Annotated in this window: 16 protein-coding genes; 9 read left to right on the top strand and 7 right to left on the bottom strand. The window is 73.1% G+C overall.

All coding sequences use genetic code 11. The features are described from left to right. Positions 1–62 precede the first annotated feature (62 nt). The 4 genes from ACFVU7_RS37760 to fxlM all read right to left on the bottom strand — a co-directional run bounded on the left by ACFVU7_RS37760 (position 63) and on the right by fxlM (position 5,618). The gene (locus ACFVU7_RS37760; protein WP_388050232.1) at positions 63–1,286 is read right to left on the bottom strand and encodes a lanthionine synthetase C family protein; all 1,224 of its coding nucleotides are present in this window, start codon (positions 1,284–1,286) and stop codon (positions 63–65) included. Then, positions 1,279–4,068 carry a lantibiotic dehydratase gene (locus ACFVU7_RS37755; RefSeq protein WP_388050229.1) on the bottom strand — a complete coding sequence of 930 codons (2,790 nt, stop codon included), beginning with the start codon at positions 4,066–4,068 and terminating at the stop codon, positions 1,279–1,281. Before ACFVU7_RS37755 ends, ACFVU7_RS37760 begins: the two co-directional genes overlap by 8 nt. 69 nt (positions 4,069–4,137) lie before the next feature. Further along, on the bottom strand, positions 4,138–4,305 hold the full coding sequence (locus ACFVU7_RS37750; RefSeq protein WP_388050226.1) for a hypothetical protein: 168 nt from the start codon (positions 4,303–4,305) through the stop codon (positions 4,138–4,140). Between the two features lie 74 nt (positions 4,306–4,379). Further along, entirely contained in the window at positions 4,380–5,618 is a 1,239-nt protein-coding gene (fxlM, locus tag ACFVU7_RS37745; RefSeq protein ID WP_388050224.1) for a methyltransferase, FxLD system, read from the bottom strand. 240 nt (positions 5,619–5,858) lie between these two features. On the opposite strand from fxlM, the gene ACFVU7_RS37740 reads away from it, so the two are divergent. From ACFVU7_RS37740 to ACFVU7_RS37710, 7 genes are all read left to right on the top strand, one after another. Further along, a complete protein-coding gene (locus ACFVU7_RS37740) occupies positions 5,859–6,404 on the top strand; it encodes a hypothetical protein (RefSeq protein WP_388050221.1) in 546 nt (181 codons plus the stop codon). A 334-nt stretch (positions 6,405–6,738) separates the two neighbouring features. Further along, positions 6,739–7,179 (top strand): hypothetical protein, encoded by a 441-nt coding sequence (locus tag ACFVU7_RS37735; RefSeq protein ID WP_388050218.1) that lies wholly within the window; start codon positions 6,739–6,741, stop codon positions 7,177–7,179. A 5-nt stretch (positions 7,180–7,184) separates the two neighbouring features. Then, the gene (locus tag ACFVU7_RS37730) at positions 7,185–7,424 is read left to right on the top strand and encodes a hypothetical protein (protein ID WP_388050216.1); all 240 of its coding nucleotides are present in this window, start codon (positions 7,185–7,187) and stop codon (positions 7,422–7,424) included. A gap of 92 nt (positions 7,425–7,516) precedes the next feature. Next, the gene (locus ACFVU7_RS37725) at positions 7,517–8,734 is read left to right on the top strand and encodes an endonuclease domain-containing protein (protein WP_388050213.1); all 1,218 of its coding nucleotides are present in this window, start codon (positions 7,517–7,519) and stop codon (positions 8,732–8,734) included. Between the two features lie 546 nt (positions 8,735–9,280). Next, complete coding sequence (locus ACFVU7_RS37720) at positions 9,281–9,595, top strand: hypothetical protein (protein WP_388050210.1); 315 nt, start codon at positions 9,281–9,283, stop codon at positions 9,593–9,595. 54 nt (positions 9,596–9,649) lie between these two features. Then, on the top strand, positions 9,650–10,135 hold the full coding sequence (locus ACFVU7_RS37715; RefSeq protein WP_388050207.1) for a hypothetical protein: 486 nt from the start codon (positions 9,650–9,652) through the stop codon (positions 10,133–10,135). Positions 10,136–10,707: 572 nt separating this feature from the next. Continuing rightward, a complete protein-coding gene (locus ACFVU7_RS37710) occupies positions 10,708–11,091 on the top strand; it encodes a hypothetical protein (protein ID WP_388050205.1) in 384 nt (127 codons plus the stop codon). Between the two features lie 207 nt (positions 11,092–11,298). On the opposite strand, the gene ACFVU7_RS37705 is transcribed toward ACFVU7_RS37710, so the two are convergent. Next, on the bottom strand, positions 11,299–11,451 hold the full coding sequence (locus ACFVU7_RS37705) for a hypothetical protein (RefSeq protein ID WP_388050202.1): 153 nt from the start codon (positions 11,449–11,451) through the stop codon (positions 11,299–11,301). Positions 11,452–11,807: 356 nt separating this feature from the next. On the opposite strand from ACFVU7_RS37705, the gene ACFVU7_RS37700 reads away from it, so the two are divergent. Then, positions 11,808–15,647, top strand: a complete 3,840-nt coding sequence (locus ACFVU7_RS37700; RefSeq protein WP_388050199.1) for a restriction endonuclease — start codon at positions 11,808–11,810, stop codon at positions 15,645–15,647. Between the two features lie 150 nt (positions 15,648–15,797). Here the strand turns inward: ACFVU7_RS37700 and ACFVU7_RS37695 are convergent, their stop codons facing one another. After that, on the bottom strand, positions 15,798–17,768 hold the full coding sequence (locus ACFVU7_RS37695; protein WP_388050196.1) for a hypothetical protein: 1,971 nt from the start codon (positions 17,766–17,768) through the stop codon (positions 15,798–15,800). A gap of 503 nt (positions 17,769–18,271) precedes the next feature. Continuing rightward, complete coding sequence (locus ACFVU7_RS37690) at positions 18,272–18,709, bottom strand: hypothetical protein (RefSeq protein WP_388050193.1); 438 nt, start codon at positions 18,707–18,709, stop codon at positions 18,272–18,274. A gap of 708 nt (positions 18,710–19,417) precedes the next feature. Between ACFVU7_RS37690 and ACFVU7_RS37685 the strand changes: the two genes are divergently transcribed. Then, positions 19,418–20,131, top strand: a complete 714-nt coding sequence (locus ACFVU7_RS37685; protein ID WP_388050191.1) for a prephenate dehydrogenase — start codon at positions 19,418–19,420, stop codon at positions 20,129–20,131. Positions 20,132–20,460 lie beyond the last annotated feature (329 nt).

Genomic DNA, 20,460 nt, shown 5'->3' with positions numbered 1-20,460 from the left:
CAGGCCCATCGTCGGCCCGCCGCCCAGCCCGGTCTCCAGCGGGTGGTTGGAAGCGGCGTGGGTCAGGCCAACATGAGCAGGGCGTCCCACGGAGCCTGCTGGCTGGTGGGTCGGTGGTGGGTGGCCAGGGCGAGGGCGGCTCCGGCGCGGCCGGTGAGGAAGCCGGTGGCCGGGCAGGCCTCGTGGAAGGTGTCGGCGGTGTGCCGGGCGGCCGCGTCTGCGAGCGGTCGGTGGTTGAGGCGCGTGGCGGCCTGGAGGATTCCGGCGCTGCCGTGGCAGAGCCCGGGCCCGGTGGTGTCCCAGGTGGCGGGGGGTCGGTGGGCGAGGGTGTCGAAGGCTTCGCGGGCCAGGGCGGTCAGGGTGGGGTCGGCGAGCGCCCGGCCGGTGTGGTGCAGGGCAGCGGCGATGCCGGGGGCGCCGTAGCACCAGGCGTCGCGCCGGCCCGGGACCGCGGTCAGGCGTACGCTGTCCGGGGTTTGCGCGAGGTTGTCGCCGCTGATGTACGGGGGCCAGGACGGTCCGGGGGCGGCCCGGCTAACCAGCCAGTGGGCCGCAGTGGCAATGGCCTTGTCCTGCTCTGGGACGAATTTGCCTGCCAGGTGCGCGAGGGCGAGGACACCGAGGGGCCCGGCGATGCCGTGTGCAGCTCCGGTGCCGGCGGTGCCGGAGGCGGGCAGGGTTCCGGGGACGGTGAGGGCGTGGTCTTCCGCCCGGACCCACCAGCCGGAGCGGCCAGCGTCGTCGGCGGTGTTGATCAGGTTGGTGAGGGTGGTGAGGGCTGCGGTCAGGCCCGGCCCGGCTTCTGGGAGGCCGAGCTGGTGGGCGGCGAGGAGTGTGCGGCCGATCCCGGCGAGGCCTTTGATGGTGTCGTAGACGCCCCACAGAGTTCCGGGCCGGCCCGCGAGGAGGCGGCTGGCCTGGTGTTCGGCCAGGCCTTGGGCGCGGGCGGACAGCCAGGCGGTGGCCCGGCCGAGGGCTTCGTTTTGGCGCCGGTCGGCGGGCAGGTGGGCGCTGCCGTGGATGAGGGAGGCGGCCAGGGCTCCGGGGCCGGCGTAGATGCCGTCGGGGCGGGAGCCGGTGACAAGGCGGGCGGCGGCGTTCCAGTGCCGGTCGGCGGCGTCGATCAGCGCAGCGTCGCCGTCGGCCAGGACCGCGAGGAGCAGGGCGGTGCCGGGTAGGCCGTCGGCGAGGGTGGCGGTGGCGCCGGGGGTCAGGCGAGAGGCGACCTGGTCGGGGTCGAGGACAGAAGCGACGGTCTCCTCGACCAGCAGGAGGGGGTCAGGCATGGCGCAGGAGGTCGGTGGCGAGGGAGCGGGCCAGGTGCTCGTGGGCGCGGTCGGTGCCGAGGAGGCGGTTGGAGTGCAGGTGGATCAGGTCGGAGGCGCAGAGCGGCGCGATGCCCTCGGCGAGGAGGGGCCGGTAGGCGGTCAGGGTGTCCAGCAGGGTGTCCCAGCGGTTGGTGAGGTCGGTGGGGACGGCGGCCGTGCGGCATTGGGTCCGAAGCGTTTCGCGCCAGCGGCGCAGGGCGGCCGGGATCGGGCGGGGGCGTGCAGCGGTGGGGGTGTCGATGGTGCGGGCGATGGCGGCGGCGGTGTGGGCGGCGAGGATGATCCGCTGGTCGTTGTCCAGGCCGGGGAGGGCGGTCCGGACGAGGGCGGAGTCGGCGGCGAACACCGCCTCGGCCGCGCCGATCGCGCCGGGGCCGCCGTAGCGCTGGGTCTCCCGCTGGTACGGCGTTGCGGCGAGGTGGCCGTTGGTCAGGTGCTGCTCGGCCAGCTGTGCGGCGAGGGCGGCGAGTTCCTGTTGAACGGCGGCCAGCAGGTCGGGGGCGCCCTGGTAGCGCAGGCGCAGGTGGGGGCCGAGGTCGGGGGTGGTGTACCGCAGCCAGTAGGACAGCGTGCCCGGGTAGTGCGGTAGACGGGCGAGGATCGCCTCCTGGTACCGGACCGGGGCGGGCAGTACAAGGGAAAGCCAGGTGCCGCCGGGTAGCACGGTGTCGGCTGCGCGGGGGCGGGCGGCGGTCCGGGGGTCGAGGACCTGCGGCTGATCCGCCTGCTGCTGTTGGCGCAGGCCGATGACGAGTTCGAGGTGATGACGGCCGTCCTGGCCATGCACCGGTGGCCGGCCCGACAGTACCTCGCCGACGGTGAGGCAGCCGCGGCGGACACTGCGCCGTAGCACCTCGCGGTGGCCGGGCTCGCTCAGATCGATGGGCAGGTGTCGGTCGCTCTCCTCGATCACCACCTGCTGCGGCACCCGCAGGGTGGGGCGGGCCAGCCAGTTCTCCAAGCAGGTGTGCCAGCGGTCGCGCTGGTCGACCAGCGTGTGGAGGTCCTGGGGAAGGCGCCAGCGTTGCGGGGCGAGGACGGTGGAGCGGTAGGTGACGCGCGGAGTGTAGGGCGCGAGGGCGGCGGGGCCCCAGGACCAGGGGTGCCAGGGCCGCTCGTCCGCGTGCCCGATCAGATGGAGGAGCTGGGCAGCCGGGGGCAGGAGCGTCCGGGTGATCCGGCTAAACAGCACCGGCCGCACCAGGCGGCCGAGCTGCGGCGAGTAGAGGGCGACGTGGCCGGCCCGGGTGGTGGTGACGAGCAGGGTGCGGGGGTCGAGGTCCCGGGGTCCGGTGAGGGGCAGGCCCACGGGTATGCGATACGCGGTCCGGCCGTTCTCGACCGCCAGCGCCCCGGTGCCGACGGTGAGGGGGCGGCAGACGATCTCGGCGAGCAGCGGACCGCCGGCGGCCCGAGGCGCGGTGGCGAGGTCGGGCAGGTGGTGGGCGAGGCGGCTGGCTGCCGACCCGGCGTCCTGCGCCGCGTGCGTGCCGATCGCCAGCGCGAGGCGGCCTCCGTGGTCTTCGCGGACGCGGATGTGGACCTCGGCCGTCCGCGGCGGGTGCCCGTCTCCGTGGTGGGCCAGTGCGTCCACCGTCTCCTCGGTGAGCTCCACCTCCTGCTCGCCGCGCGCGGTCGCTGCGGTGAGCAGCGCGAGGAGGAGGTGGGTGCGGTGGTCGTCGAGGTCGGTGCGGGCGCCGATCGCGTCGTGCGGCCCGGGCGGGCCGATGCCGGTGGCCGGGTCGACGGCCTCCAGGAGCGGGACCATGCGGTGCGGCCCGTACGTCTCCCGGAACGTCGCCGTCCAGGCCTGCAGTGGGGTCGTGCGGTGGCCGATGCGCCAGAGGGTGTCGATCGCCCGGGCCGTCTGCAGGCCCACCGCGGCCGGCAGGCGCAGGTCGGCGTCGGCGATCGTGTCGCAGGCCAGGGGGCGGTCGGTGGTGTGGATCGTGTCGGCCGCGCGGCGGGCGGCGCGCAGGAGTGGCAGGCGCTCGGCGGTGCCGGGCCGGTGCCGGTCGGCGTGCGTCAGCAGCGCGCGCAGGTCGAGGACGGCGGCGCGCAGGCCGGCGGCCGGGTGGAGCTTCGTGGCGAAGTGGCCCAGGGGGTCGCGGGCGGGGTCGGCGGGCAGGAGGTCGGTCAGGAGCAGGCCGGTGCGGACCAGGGCGGTGATCGCGGTCCGCACCGTCTCGGTCTCGGCGTCGGGCCAGCGTTCGAGCGCCGCGCGGACGACCCGCGCGGCCGGGGCGCCACCGGTGCGGTCGCATTCGTGCAGCACCCAGGAGGACACCTCGGTCACCCGCACCGTGCCCAGCTGTGCTGTGCCGCCCGTCCCCGGGTGCTCGGCCTCCAGAACCGCGCCGCGCCGCTGCGCGGTCGGGTTGGCGAAGAGCTGGAGGCGGTCGAGCGCCTCCGGCAGGTCGAGGGCGCGGTCGGCGACGGCCGCGAGCCAGGCCGGACTCGGGAGCGTGGCGCAGCGGTGCTCTGCGCCCAGCAGCAGGACAGGTTCCCCGGGCTCCAGGCGTGCGAGGGTGCTGGCGGCCCAGACGCCGTTGGGGGTAGTGCGGGTGCGGGCGCGCAGGTCGTAGGCCGCCCGGGCGGGTGCGCCGTCGGATGCGCGCTCAAGGTCGCGGGAGGTGAGGAACAGCCCCTCGGTGACCAGATCGCCGCCCTTCGTGCCGTCGGCCGCCAGGAGCGGGAGGCGGGCAAGTGCCACCGGATCGGGCGTGAGACGGCTGCGCACTGACGGTTCCCCCTTGTCGAACGGCCGGGTGGGCGGCACCGGGCTTCCGGTGCCGCCCACCCAGTGCTGCTACAGCTGGTCCGGGATCAGACAGCCGCTGGTCGGACCGGCCGGCGGCGATTCCCCGCAGCCGTCACCGGTGGTGTCGCCCTCGGTGTCCGCGTAGTTCTCGCGCACACCGGTCAGCGGCACGTTCACCGCGTCGAGCGCGAAGGCGTCCAGCAGTTCGGTGCTCATTGTGCGTCCTCCTTCCATCGTCCGGGTGGGGATGGTGCGCCCGGACCGCGCGGGTCCGGGAGTGCGGGTGGCCGTCAGGCCCTGGGCCAGGTGAGGACCATCGGCGCGCCCGGCCGCTCCAGACGCCGACCGGGGGCCATGGCGGCGGGGTCGGTGCCCTGGCTGTAGACGTGGAGGACGGGACCGGGCCGTCCCCGGTGGTCCCGGTCCCACTCCCGCAGGCCCTCCACCAGGGCCTCGCCCAGGGCGTGGTCCTCGCCATGAACGACGACGCCGTATTCGTACCGGCCGTTCTTCCCCTCGGCCGGACGCATCGTCACATACGCCGCGGCGCTGAAGTCTGCGTTCCAGGTGAGCGGGGTACCGCCCGGCAGCGCCCGCAGGACTGACTGCTTCGGGTCCACTAGCAGGGTGCCGTAGGCGTCGAGGACGGTGGCGACCCACAGGTCGACGACGGGTCGGGTGCGCTCGCTCGCGTCCACCTCGACCCCGGACCAGACCGGGGCGCCGGTGGTGTCGAGGCTCCTGACCAGGGCCTCGAGGTTGAGTGGCTGGGCGCCGTCCACCCGCACGCGGGCGCCGGGTGTCAGCGTGTGTACCTGGGTGGAGCTCGCCGCTTCCCCGCGCATTGCCACGAAGCCGCAGGGCAGCCAGCCGCCGCCGCTCCAGTGCCCCTCGCCGTCGGGGGTGAGGGCGACCAGGCGGCCGAGACCTCGTACGCGCAGCGGGACGACGAGCACACCGTCGGAGGCGAGCTGGTCCAGCCAGGTCTGCTCGATGGCGGCTGCCTGCACGGTGACCTCGATCCGGTCGTACGGGGCCGCGTCCGGAACGCCGTGGGCACCGTCGGCGGTGAGGATGCGGACGGCGTCCTCCAGGCCGGCGGCCTTCAGGCAGCGGCGGGCGCGCTCGGTCACCACCGGGTCGATGTCGATGCTGGTCACCGCGCCTCCGTCGCCGACCAGGTGGTGGAGGAGTGCAGCGTTGTATCCGCCAGAGCCGATCTCGAGGACCGAGTGGCCGGGAAGCGGGTGCAGGTAATTCAGCATCTCGGCGACCAGCCACGGGGCGCTGACCGAGCTGAGGAGCTGGCCGTCACCGTCGCGGTCGGTGGGCTGGTAGTCGTCCTTGTACGCCTCGGCCAACCCGATGTCCGGGACGAACAGATGCCGGGGCGTTGCGCGGAACGCGGCGCCGACCTCCGGGGTGGTGATCCGGCCCGCCCGCTTGAGCGCCGAGACCAGGTGCTCGTTCAGCTCAGCCGCCTCAGCGGTCTGCTCGTCGGTGACGTTCGGGTCACTGAGGGTGCTCATAGGGGGAGCTTAGACACCGGCGGACCGCGAGGAGGGTGCTTCGTTGAAGACAGCGTTGCCCACGCAGACGCCTTTCGGCCAGTCGCACGGATCCTCGGGTGGGTCCGTGCCCGGCCGACGGCAGCCGTCGCGTGCGTGATCGTCTTCGCGCGGCCGGGCTGTCTCCTGTCCTCGGCGCCATGCGGGTGACAGGGCAGCACGAGTGCACTGCCGAGCCCTGGCACCGGCAATAGCTGACGTGTGAGTATCCACAGCGTGAGCCCGGTGGGCCCGGACGCCGTCTACAAGGCCCTGGCCGAGCTGGGAGCGGCACCGGTCATGGACCCGGAGCTGTGGCCGGACGGCCCGCAGGACGAGGACCGCGCCCGGCTACTGGGCTGCCTGCTCGCCAAGACCGAGCTCGAGCTCGCTGCCACGACCCGGACGAGCGCGGGCGAGGACGAACTCGCGGTCCTCGGCGACGCGTACTTGGGATGGATGGACGTGGTCGGGCCGGACTGGGAGGTCGCTCTCACCGTGCTGCTCTCCCGGCTGGAGCGAACGGCGGTCCAGCTCCTCGACCCCGATGACCCGGATGCGGTGAACGCGCCGCCGGCCCAGTTCACGGCGTGGGCGGCGGTGGTAACCGCCGCTACCGCGCTGGGCACCCACATGCACGCCCGGCACGGCGACGTGAACGAGGTCCGCCGTGCTCTGGGCAGAGTGGAGTCGTGTGTCATCCAGCTGCTGCAAGGAATCCACGATCTCCGCGTGACCATCGGCGATGCGGACGAGGACAAGGACTGACCGGGGAGGTACTCGCACGGGCCCTTTCCCTGCCCGGGGATGGCCTCCCGTCACAGGCTCGGCCGCCGTCCTCGCACCCCGCCGTCAGCCGGTTCTCGCCGATCCGTCAACCTGCCCTGACCGCCGGCCCGCAGCTGCGCACGCGGCCACTACCCTGTGCCCGTGCCTCCGTCGAAAACCTGGAGTTCCAGCGCGCCGAACCGCAGCGCCACGGCATCCGCGGTGCACGCTCTCCTGGCCGGCCGATCCCGGGTGCGGAACGCCGTCCTGACCGGTCCGCGTCTCGTCGGCACGGGGGGGCCACCGCACCGGACCAGTGGTCCGCCGGGATGCCTTGTACCGCCGCCCCCGGCCCTACCGCCGGGTCGGCCGTCCGCACGCCGGGCCGGTGCCGGTGATGGCCGCCGACTGGACGGAGGTCGACGAGGTCACCCGTCATCTCCTCGCCGAGATCCTCCCCTCCCGGCCGGCGTCACTGGTGGACGCGCTGGTCGGCGCCTTCGCGCTGCTCTCCGAGTTCAGTCGGCCCGCGGTGGCCGTCGGTCACGAGGATGACCTCGCGGAGCTCCAGGAGCGGCGCGCCCGGCTGGCCGTGGCCGCACTCGACTTCACCGCGGGTGTTCCGGAGCGTGTGGCTCGGGCGCTCGCCGGGGCCGCGGCAGCCGCCGTCCGCGACTGGCTCGCCGCGCTGGACCGAGTGGAGCGCGCGCAGGCCGGCCTGGCGCCGTTGCGCGAGGAGGCCCCCACGCACTGCCTGGGCTTCGAGCCCCGCTGAACCACATGTCGGGCCGCCCCGGACGATGGCGGCTCACCGCGGCGGGCGGCGAACCGGTGGGCGAGCTGTTCGCCCCACCGGACCTGGGACTTGAACCGCTGCTGCACTGGGCGGCAACCGTGCTGCCCGGCCGCTGCGTCGAGCAGGTCCACGAAGGTCACCCGACCTTCAGGCACACACCGGACAGCGACGGCGACCGGATCCTGTACGTCTACACGCGCTCCCGCCCCGAGCCTCCGTTCTGAGCAGCGTCCGGCCCCCTTGCATCGCCCTCGCGACGCTTCGCCTTCTCCTCCAGAGCGGCGGGGATGTCAGTACGTGCTGGCACCCTGCCCTCGTGCTGATTCCCCTTGCCACAGCCCGAGCGACGGCCACGTTCGTGCTCACCGCGTCCGCGCTGCGTTTCGCCGCCGACGGCCTCCACTCCGACTTCCTCCGCGACACCGGCCACCTCTACCTGGGCGCCGCCACGCTGCCCGGCGTCAAGCGCAGCGGGGTGTGGCACGTCGACCAGGCCCAGCTCGACTGGGCGTTGCGGGAGCTTGCCGCGGTGGCGGCCGCGCCCGGCCGGCTCGTTCCGCTGAAGCTGTCGTGGACGGATCTGAGCCGGGACGAGCGGTTCAACGACGACTGGCGCCTGGCTGTCCAGGCCGAGGTCCTCGACCGGGCCGCGCGGGCCCGCCGCCGTACCCCTGCGGCCGAACTGCTCGACGCCGGACTCGCTCCCGCGGCGCAGCGCGTGGCCGTGAGGGAGGTCAACCGGCTCCTGCTCGGGGCCGTCCGGGAACCGGACGGACGTGACCCGCTGGTGGTGGCGGGCGTTGTCGTGATGGACGTGGTCCGGCGCCGGGCCGGGGTGTGGAGTATCCCCGAGCGGTGGGCGGATGTCCTGGACCGGTGGCGTGCCGAGCACTTGGCGCTGCTCGCGCGGGCGCAGCGGTGCGCCGGGTGCGGCACGGTGGCGGACCGGGCCCAGCAGTACGAGTGGCGGTCGTCCGGCGCGGACGGCTGGATCACCCAGTGCCCCGCCTGCGCGGGCGGCGAACACCCCCTGTACGGGGGATCGATGCGGGGCGTGAAATACACCAGCGAGCGGCGGCGGTCGGCGCGCGCCGACCGCTACCTGTGCGCGGTGTGCGGCCTGCGGCAGGCCGCCGTCTGGGACCACTGCCACGAGCCCGGGCACGACTTTGTCCGAGGGCCGGCCTGCGCGAGCTGCAACCAGGCCGAGAACTCCCGGCGCGGCATTTGGAGGACGTTCTGGGACAACAGCCCGGCCGTGCGGCACCTGCTGGAATGCCCCAGCTGCCGTACCGCCACCACCCTGCCGATCCGGCACCTGTCCGCGCTGGCCACCGCTCGGCTGCGCGCCACCGCGCGGCACGGCCGGTGCGCGGCCGAGCCCTCGGCCATTCTGGAGCCTCTGCCGGAGGGCGGCTTCCTTGCACGGCTGGAATGTGCGGCCCATCCCGGCCGAGAGGTCCGCTGGGAGGAGACCGTCGGTGCGGAGACGGTCTCGGGGTGGGTCGCGGGTCTGGTCGCGGAGCACGCGTGACCGCCGGTCCTCGTTGAGGCTTGCGATGCCGGAGTGACCGCCCTGATCCTCATCTGTCCGGCTTCCTGCCCTTTGACCGCGTGGTTCACGGGGCAGCCGCGACGAAAGCGCCGATGCCGAGCCAGATCATGTGCCAGGCCTGGTCGAGGCTGTGGGCGCCGGTGCCCATCGTTCGGGCGTACGATCCGTCCGCCGCGGTCGGACGGCAGGGGTCGTCGGGGCCGGCGAGGTCGTGGAAGTCCGTCCGTCCCAGGAGCGTGGCGAGTACTGGTGGTCTCCGCTTATTTGCGAGTGCGGAATAGCGGGTCGATCAGGGTGTGAGCAGGCATCCAGGCCCATGCCGAGTGCGAGTCCGGGCAGGGTGACGGGGGTGTGCAGGACCAGCACGGTGACCGCCACGGTGATTATCTTGCAGGAGGTCAGCACAGCAACGTTCTCTCTGGTTTGTAGGGGCGTCGTGCACTGTCGCATCACCCGCAAGAGGGGTGTCGTGTACGACGGTTCGCGTCGCCGTGTCGTGCACGTCGTAACTGTCGTTGAAGGCTCGTGACTCATCAGGTGATCTCCAGGGGTCTGCGGCCCTTCCCGGTGCTCATGCCGTCGGGACAGCGCTACTGGACGGTGTTGGACGACGAACGGTTGACGCCCGTACCGGAGGCGGACGAGTTCCTGCGGCATGTGCGCTTCGGTCATGATCAGGCGGAATCGACGACGCGTACCTATGCCGGGGCGATCGTGCTCTACTTGACGTGGTGCCGCTGCACCGGCCGTGGCTGGACGACGGCGGCGGGACGGCTGGGAAGCTTCATGTTCTGGCTTCGGCACTCGACCGGTGACGGCAGTCCGGCCCCATGCCGGTGAGAGCCGGACATAAGTGAGGTGCAGAACGGGAGGGCCTGCGGCTAAAACGGACCCATGACGGTCTTCTACTGCTCCAAGTGCGGCACGACGCTCACCCCGGACCTGACGGCCTTGCCCGCCGTTCCCGCGGTTCCGGGGCTCGAAGACGCGCGGCCCAAGGGAGCACGGCAGGCCCCGCCGACCGTTCCGCAGGGCTGCTACGCGGTGGAAAAAGAGCCTTGGGGAGCCCCCTTCGTCGTGCAGGAGGACCAGGAGAACCCCTCGCCGTCGCAGCCTCGCGGGACTCTCATGGCCACCGAGGAGGGCTTCGTCGCCTCGGCCGGGGTCCGCAACACGGTCGTGATCCACCCCGATGACGCGCTCGCGTTGCAGCCCCTCCCGGACTGGGAGAACAGCACCGGATGCTGTGGGCCGAACGGAACCGAGGGCCTCAACCGGGCCTGCCCCTGCGGAGCCCGGGTCGCCACACTTGCCGCGGACTGCTTCGGGCCCTACGAACTGCACCTCGACCCGGTCCGCACCTACGGCGCGGAGGGCTGACACCTCAGCGGATTCGCACACGGGACTCACAGCCGGGTGATCAGGAGCGCGGAGACGAGCAGTGCCCCGGCGTGCAGAGCCTGATCAGCCAAATACAGCCCGTTGTCCCCCGTTGCGGGGCGGCCTTTGGAACTGCCGCCTGTCGCCGGTGTGCGCAGCGGCGGGCTGGAGGTGAACAGTGCGCAGGCCTTGCCGTCCGGGCCCTGTCGGTGTCGGTGCCGGCCGATAGGTTGCTGGACATGACCTTCACGGACACCAGGACCAGCCAGGCGCGCACGATCCGGCCGGCCACCACCGCGGGATGTACTGCCGAGACGCGCACCTGCGGCGACGCCTCTTCTGTTCGGGTTGTTCCCCTGTGGCAGGCGCCCTGCGCGCTCACTGCCCAGGGGCCGTCGCAGCGCTGAGGCACACGGCCGGCGCTGGAAGTCGTTGGTCCGGAAGACATGGCCACCGGCGGCTGGCTGCGGGGCCGGACCGGTCCGGTGTCGTGATCGCCGCCGCCCCGGGGTGGCGCGCGCTGGATACTGGGTGTCCGACCGCGCGTTGAGCACGCATCTCTGGAGTGCCCGTTGACCAGTCCCAGCCCCTTGCCCGATGTCTTCACCGTAACGGATCCGCCGGATACCGCCGATCTGCAGGCCTGGCTCGGGCGGTACGGATGGCGCGTCAACGGGACAACGGCCAAGGCCTGGCCGGACGTGGTGTACATCGAGCCCGACCTCGGCCCGGAGCCGGTGCTCATCGACGGCTTCTACCTGCGGGCGGGTCAGAGCATCGTGTGGGACGGCCGCGAGGTGGTGCGACGCTCGGAGCCTGTGCCGGCCTCGGTCCGGCCGTTGGTCGAGTTCGTGTCGGTTCTGTGGGGCGCCGACCGGGCGCTTCCGACGCTCACCGATGCCGACCTCGACCGGCTGCGCGACAGCGGGGACACTGGCGGGAACGCACGCGGGTGAGCCCCGGCCGCGGTGTGCGGGGCCGGGGTCATCGCGTGGCCCGACGCGGCGGTGTGACGGTTGGTATGGAGCCGGCGGCGGCGTGAGCGCGGCAGTCGGTGGCCGACCGGGTCCGGGCCGCGCGGCCCGGTGGTGGGCGTGGCCGCGCAGCCGACCGGATCCCGGCCGGCTTTCCCCGGCCTGGCTGCGGCTTGCCCCTCGCGGACGTCAGGTCCGCTCGGGCCGGGTGAGGCTGTCGCCGTCGGCGGCCCGTCGCACGAGGGCGAGGTCGCTCAGCTGCATGCCAGACAGGGACCGGCCGTCCCACACCTGGAGCCAGGGGACGCTCCGGGGCGCGGTGCTGTGAGCGTGGACCTCCATGACATCGACGCACACCCACACCGGCTTCGGGAAGCTGCCCGAGGGTCCGGCCCACAGGGCCTGCACGCGAGTCCTGCCGCCCAGGCGTGCCCTGGAGGTCCTGCTCCCCTACCCAACCCCGGCGAGGAAGCGCAGGAGGACGTCGGGGGCCTGCCGGGCGCGAGCGGCCTCCCGGGTTCGCGGGACGCGGTTGCGGCGACCGGCCTTCGCAACGGCAGGGACTGCGTGTCCGGGTTGTCCGTTCCGCTCCGCCGTTGCTGTCCATCCTGCCACGATGGCTCCGCGGGCGATGAGGCGCGCGCCCCGGGGATGCGGGGGTGACCGCAACCGCGAGCACAGTGGTGGAGGGTTCTTCGTTGTACGACACGGTGCGCGCAGCGCTGGAGCAGTTGGAGAACGCCCGCGTCTTCGAGCGGGTGGCGTGCCGGGTGCTGGAGGTCCGGTTTCCGGGGCTGCGGCCCACGACGGCCGGTGGCGACCTCGGCCGTGACGGGTATGTCCGCGCGCCGTTCGGCACAGACGAGGGCGTGGTGCTGTTGGTCAGCCTGCAGGACGCCTGGACGTCCAAGCTCGCCTCCGAGCTGCGGAAAAACCGCGAGCACGACCGGCACGCCAAGGCCGTGTTCGTGACGACCCGGACGACCAACGAGGCGGCCAAGGAGAAGTGGCGGGACAGCGCACGGGACGACTTCGGGGTGGACCTGGAGATCGTCGACCTCGACGAGCTCGTGTATGAGCTGGAGCGCGACGAGCTGCGATGGGTGGGCGAGGTCGAGCTCGGGGTCCGCCCGCGCGCTCCTCGCGCACTCGCCCCGGCCACCTCCTACCTCGAACACCTGGGCGCCCGGGTGCCCGGTATGACGGCGCCCCTCGTCAGCGCCGACACCTTCAGCGCACAGCTGCGGACCGCCCTTGCGGGACGCGAGCGGATCGTCACCGTGGAGGGACACGGCGGTGTCGGCAAGACCCGGCTTGTCCTCGGAACGGCCATCGAGAGCGCCGCGACCCTCGTGCTGGCGACCGCGGCCCCGCTGCAGGAGGGATCGTTCACCGAGATCCCGCTTGGTTCGCCGTCAGTGCTGGTCGTCGACAACGCGCACCGCAGGACCGACCTCGGTTCTCTGGCTCTGCTGCTGGACGATCCCCGTTTCGACCGGGTGCTCGTCATCCTCGTCGTGCGGCCCGGCCACCGCCACCGTGTCCTCTACGAGGCGGGGGTGGAGTCCTACCCGGCGGTGCACCTGACGCTGGAGGCGCTTTCCCACGCGGACGTGGACCGCATCGCCTGCGACCACGGGGTCAGCCGCCCCGAGATTCGCCGGCACGTCGTCCGGCTCGCCGACGGCAATCCATCCCTCGCCCACAGGGCATGCGAGGCAGCCCTGTCCTCGGGTGTCCTGCGGTGGGCGGACTCCTCCCAGATCATGGCCAGCCTGGTCACCGACCGCCTGGACGGAGACCGCGAGACGACCCGGGAACTCCGGGCGACCGCCGTCGCCCTCGCCCTGACCGGCACCGCCGGCGACGAGCGCGGCATGGGTGCCGGCCAGGACCTGGCCCCGCTCTTCGGCACCATCACCGGTCTGCCACCCGACCCCCACCGTCTCGACCACCTCCTCGCGCGCCTCGAGGACGCCGGTCTCGCAACCGGCCGCCCCTACGCGCTGCGCCCCCGTCTCCTGGGCCCGGTCGTCCTGGCCCAGGCACTGCGCGGGGACACGGCGGTGCATCTGGATCTGGCGGCGGCACTGCCCCGCGCCGGCCGGGCGCAGCGGTCCCGCACCGGTGGGCGGTGCGACGGGCTGTTCTGGGTCATCGGGCTGATCCCTGTGCTCCAGGACCTCGCCGCCGCGGTCCTCGAGATCGCCGACCGGTCGGCGGCAGACCATCTGGCCAGGTTCGTGCGCTCCCTCGTGGTGCCGGCGGCCAGACTCGACGACTGGTGGATCGTGGCATTCCTGGCCCACAGCATCGCGCCCGCCGCACCGACGATCCTGGCCGACCTTCACCGCTGGCTCGTTGCGGCCTGGCCTGTGGAGACCGGGCCCGGCCCCGCGGACCTCGACGCGGAGGACCGTCGGCAGCAGGCGGTCAGCGACCTCGCACGCCAGTACGCCGACCTCGCACGCCGCACCGACGAGGCCGGCCGGTCGGGCGCCGTTGCTGCTGTGCTGGACCTCGCCTACCTGTGCGACCCGGACCATCCCGACGCCGTCCCGGTGCGCGAGATCGCCCAGTGGCGCCTGGACGACGCCCTCCTGTCCCCCGGCCGGTGGGGCGACCTGATGGCACTGCGCCAGGAGCGCCTGGAGACGATCGCGCAATGGAGCCGGGACCTGGCGGCCGAACCTCCGTCCGGACTGTCGCCCGCCGAGACTCGCCGTCGCGGGCCCGCGACGCTCGCGCGGGTGGTCCTTGCCGCCGTGGAGCCGCTGCTGACCGGGTTCGCCGAGATCACGACCGGTACACCGCTAGACCCGAACACCTACCGGACGAGGCGGGTTCCGCTGCCCGACCATCCTGACCTCGCCCGCCAGCTGCGGGAGGCCGCCGAGCTGCCGCTCGCATACCTGGAGAAGGCCGGCCTTCGGCGGCCGGAGAACCGGGAAACGCTGCTGGCGCTCGTCCGGATCCCCACCGACCTACGGCGCGGCGCCACCAGCCCGCTCCCCGGTACGACCCGCGCTCTGCCCGCCTACACGCAGCGGGCTCTGGAGGACGCCGCGGCGGCGGTGAGCGCGCGGATCGCCGAGCAGTGGCACACCCTGCCGCTCGAGGCACGGCGCCTGGCAGCAGACGGTGCCGCACGCCCGGGACCGCCCCCGCCGGGCCGGAGCTCCGCGGCCGATCCGGTGGCCGTCGCCGCGGCCGGCGACCCGATGCTGCAGCACCACTTCATTCTGCATCCGCCGCGCTCCGCCAGAGCCCGCCCGTGCGATGACTCCCGGGCCCGCTCACGCCGGGCGCTGCGCCTGGCCTCGCAGGTGTCGACCGACGATGCCCTCATCCTGCTGGAAGCCGTCGGCCCTCACGCTCCGGCCTCTGCCACGTTGGACATGTTCGCTCGCGCTGTCGGCGCGGCCGCGCCAGACCCGGACGCGGTTCTGGCCCGTCTTCGGCGGCGGCACTCCTTCGCCGGTAACGGGTCGCTGCTCGCGGGGATCGCCGATACCGACCCCGGCCGGGTGTGGGCGTGGATCGAGTCGCGCCTGGACTCTCCACGTGTGGCCGGGATCGCTCTCACCATCGTCGACGAGCACCCCGACCAGGAGCGGCGCCTGCTCAGCGCCCTTGCGCTGGCCGTGCGCAGAGATCCGACCGGCGCGGCGCGCACCGGCCTCGCCCGCGACCTGGTCAGCCATCTCCTGTCCTGCCTGCGGCCTGTCGGGGAGCGGCTCGCCCTGCTGGCCGACGTCGGCCGCGACGGCCCCGCCGACGTGCTCCCCCACACCCTGCGCGTCATCGGTCTCCTCCTCGCGGATCCGGTACTGGACTCGCGCCTGGTCGGCCGGTGCGTGGCTGTGGCCCGCCGCGCGCTGCACGAAGCCGTCTCCAGTCACCGGTTCCGACGCGAGGAGACCGCCGCCGAGGGCGCCCGGCTCATCGCCGCGCACTGCCCGGCCCCGTTCGCCGCGCTCGTGACCGATCACCTCGCCGCCGGCCGTCACCTGCCCGGCGAGTGGGCGCAGGCCTTGTGCGAACTCGACCCCGCCGCCCGGGAACACCTTGCGCACGCTCTCCTCGGCCGCTGGCCGCGGCCGGGCACCGGAACCCCACCCGCCCTCAGCGGCATCGCCACGCTCGGCGGGATCACCGCCGGCACCCATGCCTGGGACACCGCCGTACGAACCTGGGCCACGGGCACTCCCGGTGAACGAGCCCTCGCCACCGCGGCCGTCAGCCACCAATGGGAGAGCCCCACCTGGCAGGCCGTCGTCCCCGCGCTCCTGACGTCAGGCCTCGACCAGGACGCCACCGGCCAGCTCGTCGACGGCATCACCACCGTCCTCGGCTTCGGCCTCACAGGCACGTTCGACTCCGCGCTCAAGGCCCGGCACGCGGCACTGGACGCGCTGCGCGCGCATCCCCGGCATGCGGTGCGCGCCTTCGCACGCGACGTCGACGCCGTTCTGGACGGCCTGCGCACCCGGGTTCGCTCCCCTTCCCCGGTGACCGCCTCGCAGGACGAATGGTGACTTCCGGGCCCGGCTTCCTCATGGAAGTTTCCTGGCCGTACCCGGGTGTCGGCCGGTGCCGGCCGCCGTACCTGCACTGCCTCGGCACCGCACGTGGCACAGATCCCGGGTGGCAGGTGGTCGGGGGAGGCCGCCGGCTCCGGGACCGGGCTACTGGGTCGTCCGGTGACGCCACGTCTGGTAGAGGCGGAGCACGTCGACTGCCCAGCGGGCGCGGAGCTGTTCGTCGTCGCCCGTGTCGTCGCGGCCAGCGCGCGCCAGGACCCGGGGCAGAAGCGGGTGCGGGTGTCCGGCCGAGGTGGTGAGGAGTTCGGCGAGCAGCGGCTCGCCGGGCGGGGTGTCCTGGTCGACGAGGACCAGGAGGTCGAGGAGGTCGTCCTGGCTCAGGCGGGGAAGAGCGATCCCTGAACTGCGCAGCCTGGAGAGCGTCGTCGTGCTCCGGGCCCGGGCCAGGTGCTGGAGGTGACCTTGCAGGGTGGACGCGAGCGGGTCCAGGCGGGCCCGGCCGACCGTGTCCTCGGTCGACGGACCCACGGTGCCCGGGGCCGGCAGTGTGGCGGCCGAGTTCCGCTGCAGGTCGGCCAGGCGTCGTGTCCAGGTTCCAACGGCTCGCCCCTCGTAGCCCGGCAAGGCGCCGACGGCCTCGGTCAGGCGTGTGAGCTCCGCGACGGCGGTACTCAGCCGGTCGGCGTCGAGGTCGTACCCGCCGGCACCCAGGTCTGCGAGCCGGGCTCGTAGCTCTGTCAGGGCGTCGCGGCGTTGAAGGGCACGTGGCGTGGGAGGCTGCAGCCGTGCCCGCTGGCGGAGGACCTCGCGCCGCCGCGCCCGTCCCTCGGGCCCACGTCCCCCCGGTTCGGTGTCGTCGCACAGCGCCCGCGCCGCTTCCCAGTCGCCGGCTGCGCGGGCCTCGCGCAGCCGCTCCACGGGGTCGTCGGCCGCGCCGGCGGACCCGGACTCGGGGTTGCCTGGGTGCTCGGGTGTGTCCGGTTCGCCGTCCGCGGGCACGGATGCGGTGCTCCTAGGGAGGTGGGCGGCGTTTTCCGTGACCCGGGCACGGGCTGCGTGGAGGATGTCACGCTCACTGTTCGTTCGCGTCTTGGGTGTCAGGCACATGACCCGGTGCAGGCAGGCGGAGAGCTCGTGCGCAGGTCCTTCGCGGGTGAGCCTCTTGAGTTCGGTGAAGGCTGCCGCCCGCCGGTCTTCGGGGTTCAGGCCGCGCAGCCAGGCCCGTGCGTCGACCACCGCGGTGCGAAGGGCCGTGCGGGTGGCGCCCTCGTGCTGCAGGCACAGCCGGAACGCGCGGTCGGCCAGTTCCTCGACCTGATCGGCGTCGCCGCGGCGGCAGGCCGTGCGCAGCGCGGCGACGAGATCGCGGGCTTCCGGTTCGATCGATGGATTCTCCAGGTGCCTGGGCTCGGCGGCGGAGCCGCTGGACCGCAAGCGGGCCAGGGTCGGTGTGATGAGCCCGTCGCGGGTCAGTGAGCAGTCGGAGAGGTCGAACCACTCCGTGCGGCCGGGCCCGGCGCCGACCTGGGTGCCCACTTTGACGCGCCGCTCGGTGCCTGCGGCCTCGCACCGGATCCGGTGGACGAAGCCCTGGCCGCGCAGCTGGACGTCGGCGGGATGGTCCTCGGTGAGGAGGGTGCGCAGCGCCGGTGTCGGTACGGTGGGCCGGTCGTGAGCCCGGGCTGCGGAGGGTAGGTGGATCCACCAGTCGGCGCCGGTGGCCGGCTCGCTGAGCACGATCGTGCCGGTGCCGCCGGCCGGGACCTGCGCGGCGATGTGGATGCCGCTTCCGGCGAGCCAGCGGGTCAGGCCCCGCTTGATGTAGAGGTGGTCGGCGCTGGAGACACCCGTCGAGGCGCGGCGGCACAGCGTGGGCGCACCGCCGGACTCGGGGTAGTGCGCGAAGTGGCAGGCCCGGTCCAGGTACAGCTTGGTGGTGAGCTGTTTGCCGCACCCTCCGAGCAGGACTCCGCACCAGAAGGCGTCGCCGCAGTGGGCCCGCCGGAAGGCGTCGACCTCGATGGCTTCCAGGGGCAGGACGACGGGGTCGTCGCTGTGCTCGTCGCCGATCACGGCGGTCTGGATGCGCCGCCGGTCCCAACCGTGCTCCGCCAACGTGCCTCCGTTCGGTCGCAGAACATGCTGCCATCCGGCGGAGGCAGCGTCAGGCGTTTCCCGTCGGCGTGGTGCGCGAAGGCTGTGATTCGGCTCCGGCTGCGGCCGGGCGGGTTCGGTACTGCCCCGGCGGACTCGATGAGCGGCACCGGCCGTACGGGAACCGGGGTCTGGGCTCCGTCTCTTGGCCCGGCGCGGACGGCAACGGCGAACGGGGGCTACCTCTACCTCGTCCGCGTCGGCATGCGGATCCCGGCGGAACGCACGGGCCCTGACACCCACCCGCGATGCTCGTGTCCGGTACCTCCTCGAGGCGATCCCACTCACCATGGACGCCGTCGGTTCGTCGATCCCCATGCCCCGTCGTTCAGCGCCGCCCTGGGCGGATCCGTTGGCACGGGCGAACCGGCCCCGGGGCCTCGCGCCTGGGCTGCGGCGGACCGAGCGGCCCGAGCCGCACGCCGGCGCGGGCACCGAGCCGGGCTGTGGTCCCGGCCCGCCTGTCAGGGCCTGCGGTCCGCCGGTCGCCAGGGTCGCCGTTCAGCGACCAGACGCAGGATCTGCAACCCGAAGAGCCCCGAGAGCGCTCCGCTGGGTGGCCCCACCCACTGGAGCACCGGATTGGCCAAGTCGGCGACGTGGGCGTGCAAGTAGCCGAAGAAGACGCCGGCCGTCCCGGCCGCGAAGAGCCCGCGGACACCCCAACTGGCGAAGGCGTTCGAGCCGACCCGCGCGGCCGCAGCCACGTTGCCCGCAACCAAGACCACGGGCAACAGCCACCAAAAGAAGTTCCCCCCGTCATACCGCCGAGCCACGTACCAGGAGGTCACAACGGCGTAGTAAAGGTAGAGAGCGGAGACGAGCCCACCGGCAAGGGCAAGTAGCGCCCAGGCAGTGAGGCCTTCGCTACGCGGTGAACTGGCGCTGCTACTGTTCGTCATGACGGACAGGATGGCAGCTTCTGACGTACCGGGGCGGCGCTTCGAGGAAGAACCGAACCCTGCGAGGCCGAGCGTCGATGCGGTACAACGCCGGAACATCCTCGCCGCATCAGGCCATCCACCGTTGCCCCACGCATTCCCGCCTCCCTCGGGCCCGACACCGGACAGAGGCCCTGGCCGCCCCGGGGGCGACGGTGCGCGAGTTGACGGCTTCGAGCGGGGCACAGGCGGCGTACGGGGACTCGGGGGCACTGACTGCGGTCGCCGGGTCGCAATATCGGCTCGCACCGACCACCGCCGCAGGCAGAGGCCGGTCGGAACCCCGACGAGCACCTCCTGCTCACTGCCGACACCGGGCCGGCCCCGGGACCTCGCGAGCGATGCCGCAGGCTCCCGGCTGCGCTCCGCCCAGCCCGTCACCCCGGCCCGCTGGAGCTGGTCGCGCGCGTCCGGGTGCGCGGCGTTGCGGGCGGCCGGCCCGTGGCTCGGGCCCGGTTCAAGCGGATGTGCAGTGAAGTCGTGGTCCGCGTCCACGACGCCGCCGACGGGTGTGACTCGATCCCTGGCAGAGCAGCGACGGCCCGTGAACTCAGTGCCACCTGCTCCGATGAGGGATTCCCCGGGTGTAAAGCGGCACTTGCGTCGTAAAGTCGTGAGAGCAATCATCCGTACGGCGATCGCCGTTCCCACCTTGAGCGAGGTCACCCCTTGGCAACTTCCGTCGAAACGAACTCCGGCGTCGCAACCGCCATCACGCTCGTCGAAGTCCAGCTCGCCGAACTCGAGAAGCAAAAAGCCGCTCTTGAAGGCGAGTTGGAGCGGGTCACTGGGTACGTCACGTCGCTGAGTGTCGCCCTCGACGGCCTGCGGGCCGTTGACGCGGCCCTGCAGCCCGTCGTCGTTGCGACGGTCGGGCCTTCCGCTCCGGTGCTGATGCCGGCCGAGGAAGCTCAGGCAGCTGAGGAGCCGGAACCGGTCGAGGCCGCTGCGGGGCCGCTCCCCGCAGCCGACAAGCCGGCACAGAAGAAGGCAACCCGACGACGGGTGTCCGCCCCGGCGGCCGCCACCACCGAGACCGCGCCCGCCAAGCAAGCTGCTCGCAAGCCGCGCACAACCACCGCGGCGACCGAGGCCGCTGCGCCGGCCAAGAGCAAGCCGAAGGCTCGGACCGGGAAGAAGACCGCCGCGAAGAAGTCGGCTTCGGCAGCCCCAACAACCGCGAAGCGAGCCCGGGGGATTGCCGACGATGTACTGAGCACCCTGGCCGCGGCCGGTAGGCCGTTGCGGGCGAGCGAGGTGTCCGCGGCACTCGGCGCTGACAACACCGACGACAACGTCCGCACGACTCTGGAACGGCTCGTCAAGGCAGGCCGGGCACAGCGCGCGGGCCGCGGTCTGTTCGAAGCGCTGCCGAACAGCTGACATCGCGAGCCTGCCGGCTGGGACATCACATCGCGGTCGACCCTTCAGGGCTGGTCGGGCTCGTCCCTCCCGGCCCTGGCCGGAATGAGTACGCCGGGCCGAAACCTCGCTTCTGCCACGTTCACGCGACTGCACCCGACCCCTCGATCCGGGAGCAGTCACCGCGTGGGCAGTCTCACAGCGAAGAAACAGCGTATCTGTTCCACGAGGCGGCCGCGGCTCCCCGACGAACCACTAGGGCCTGTGTGAGGTTGCGATCAGTCGGTGTCTCGCAGGAGGTCGTCGACCCAGATCATCGAGGCGCGGAGGTGGAGGCCGGCGAGGTAGCT

This window comes from Kitasatospora sp. NPDC058046, assembly GCF_042885595.1.
Taxonomy (GTDB): Bacteria; Actinomycetota; Actinomycetes; order Streptomycetales; family Streptomycetaceae; genus Kitasatospora.
The sequence above is the reverse complement of the archived record's forward strand: the minus strand, read 5'-3'. Positions and strand labels throughout refer to the sequence as shown.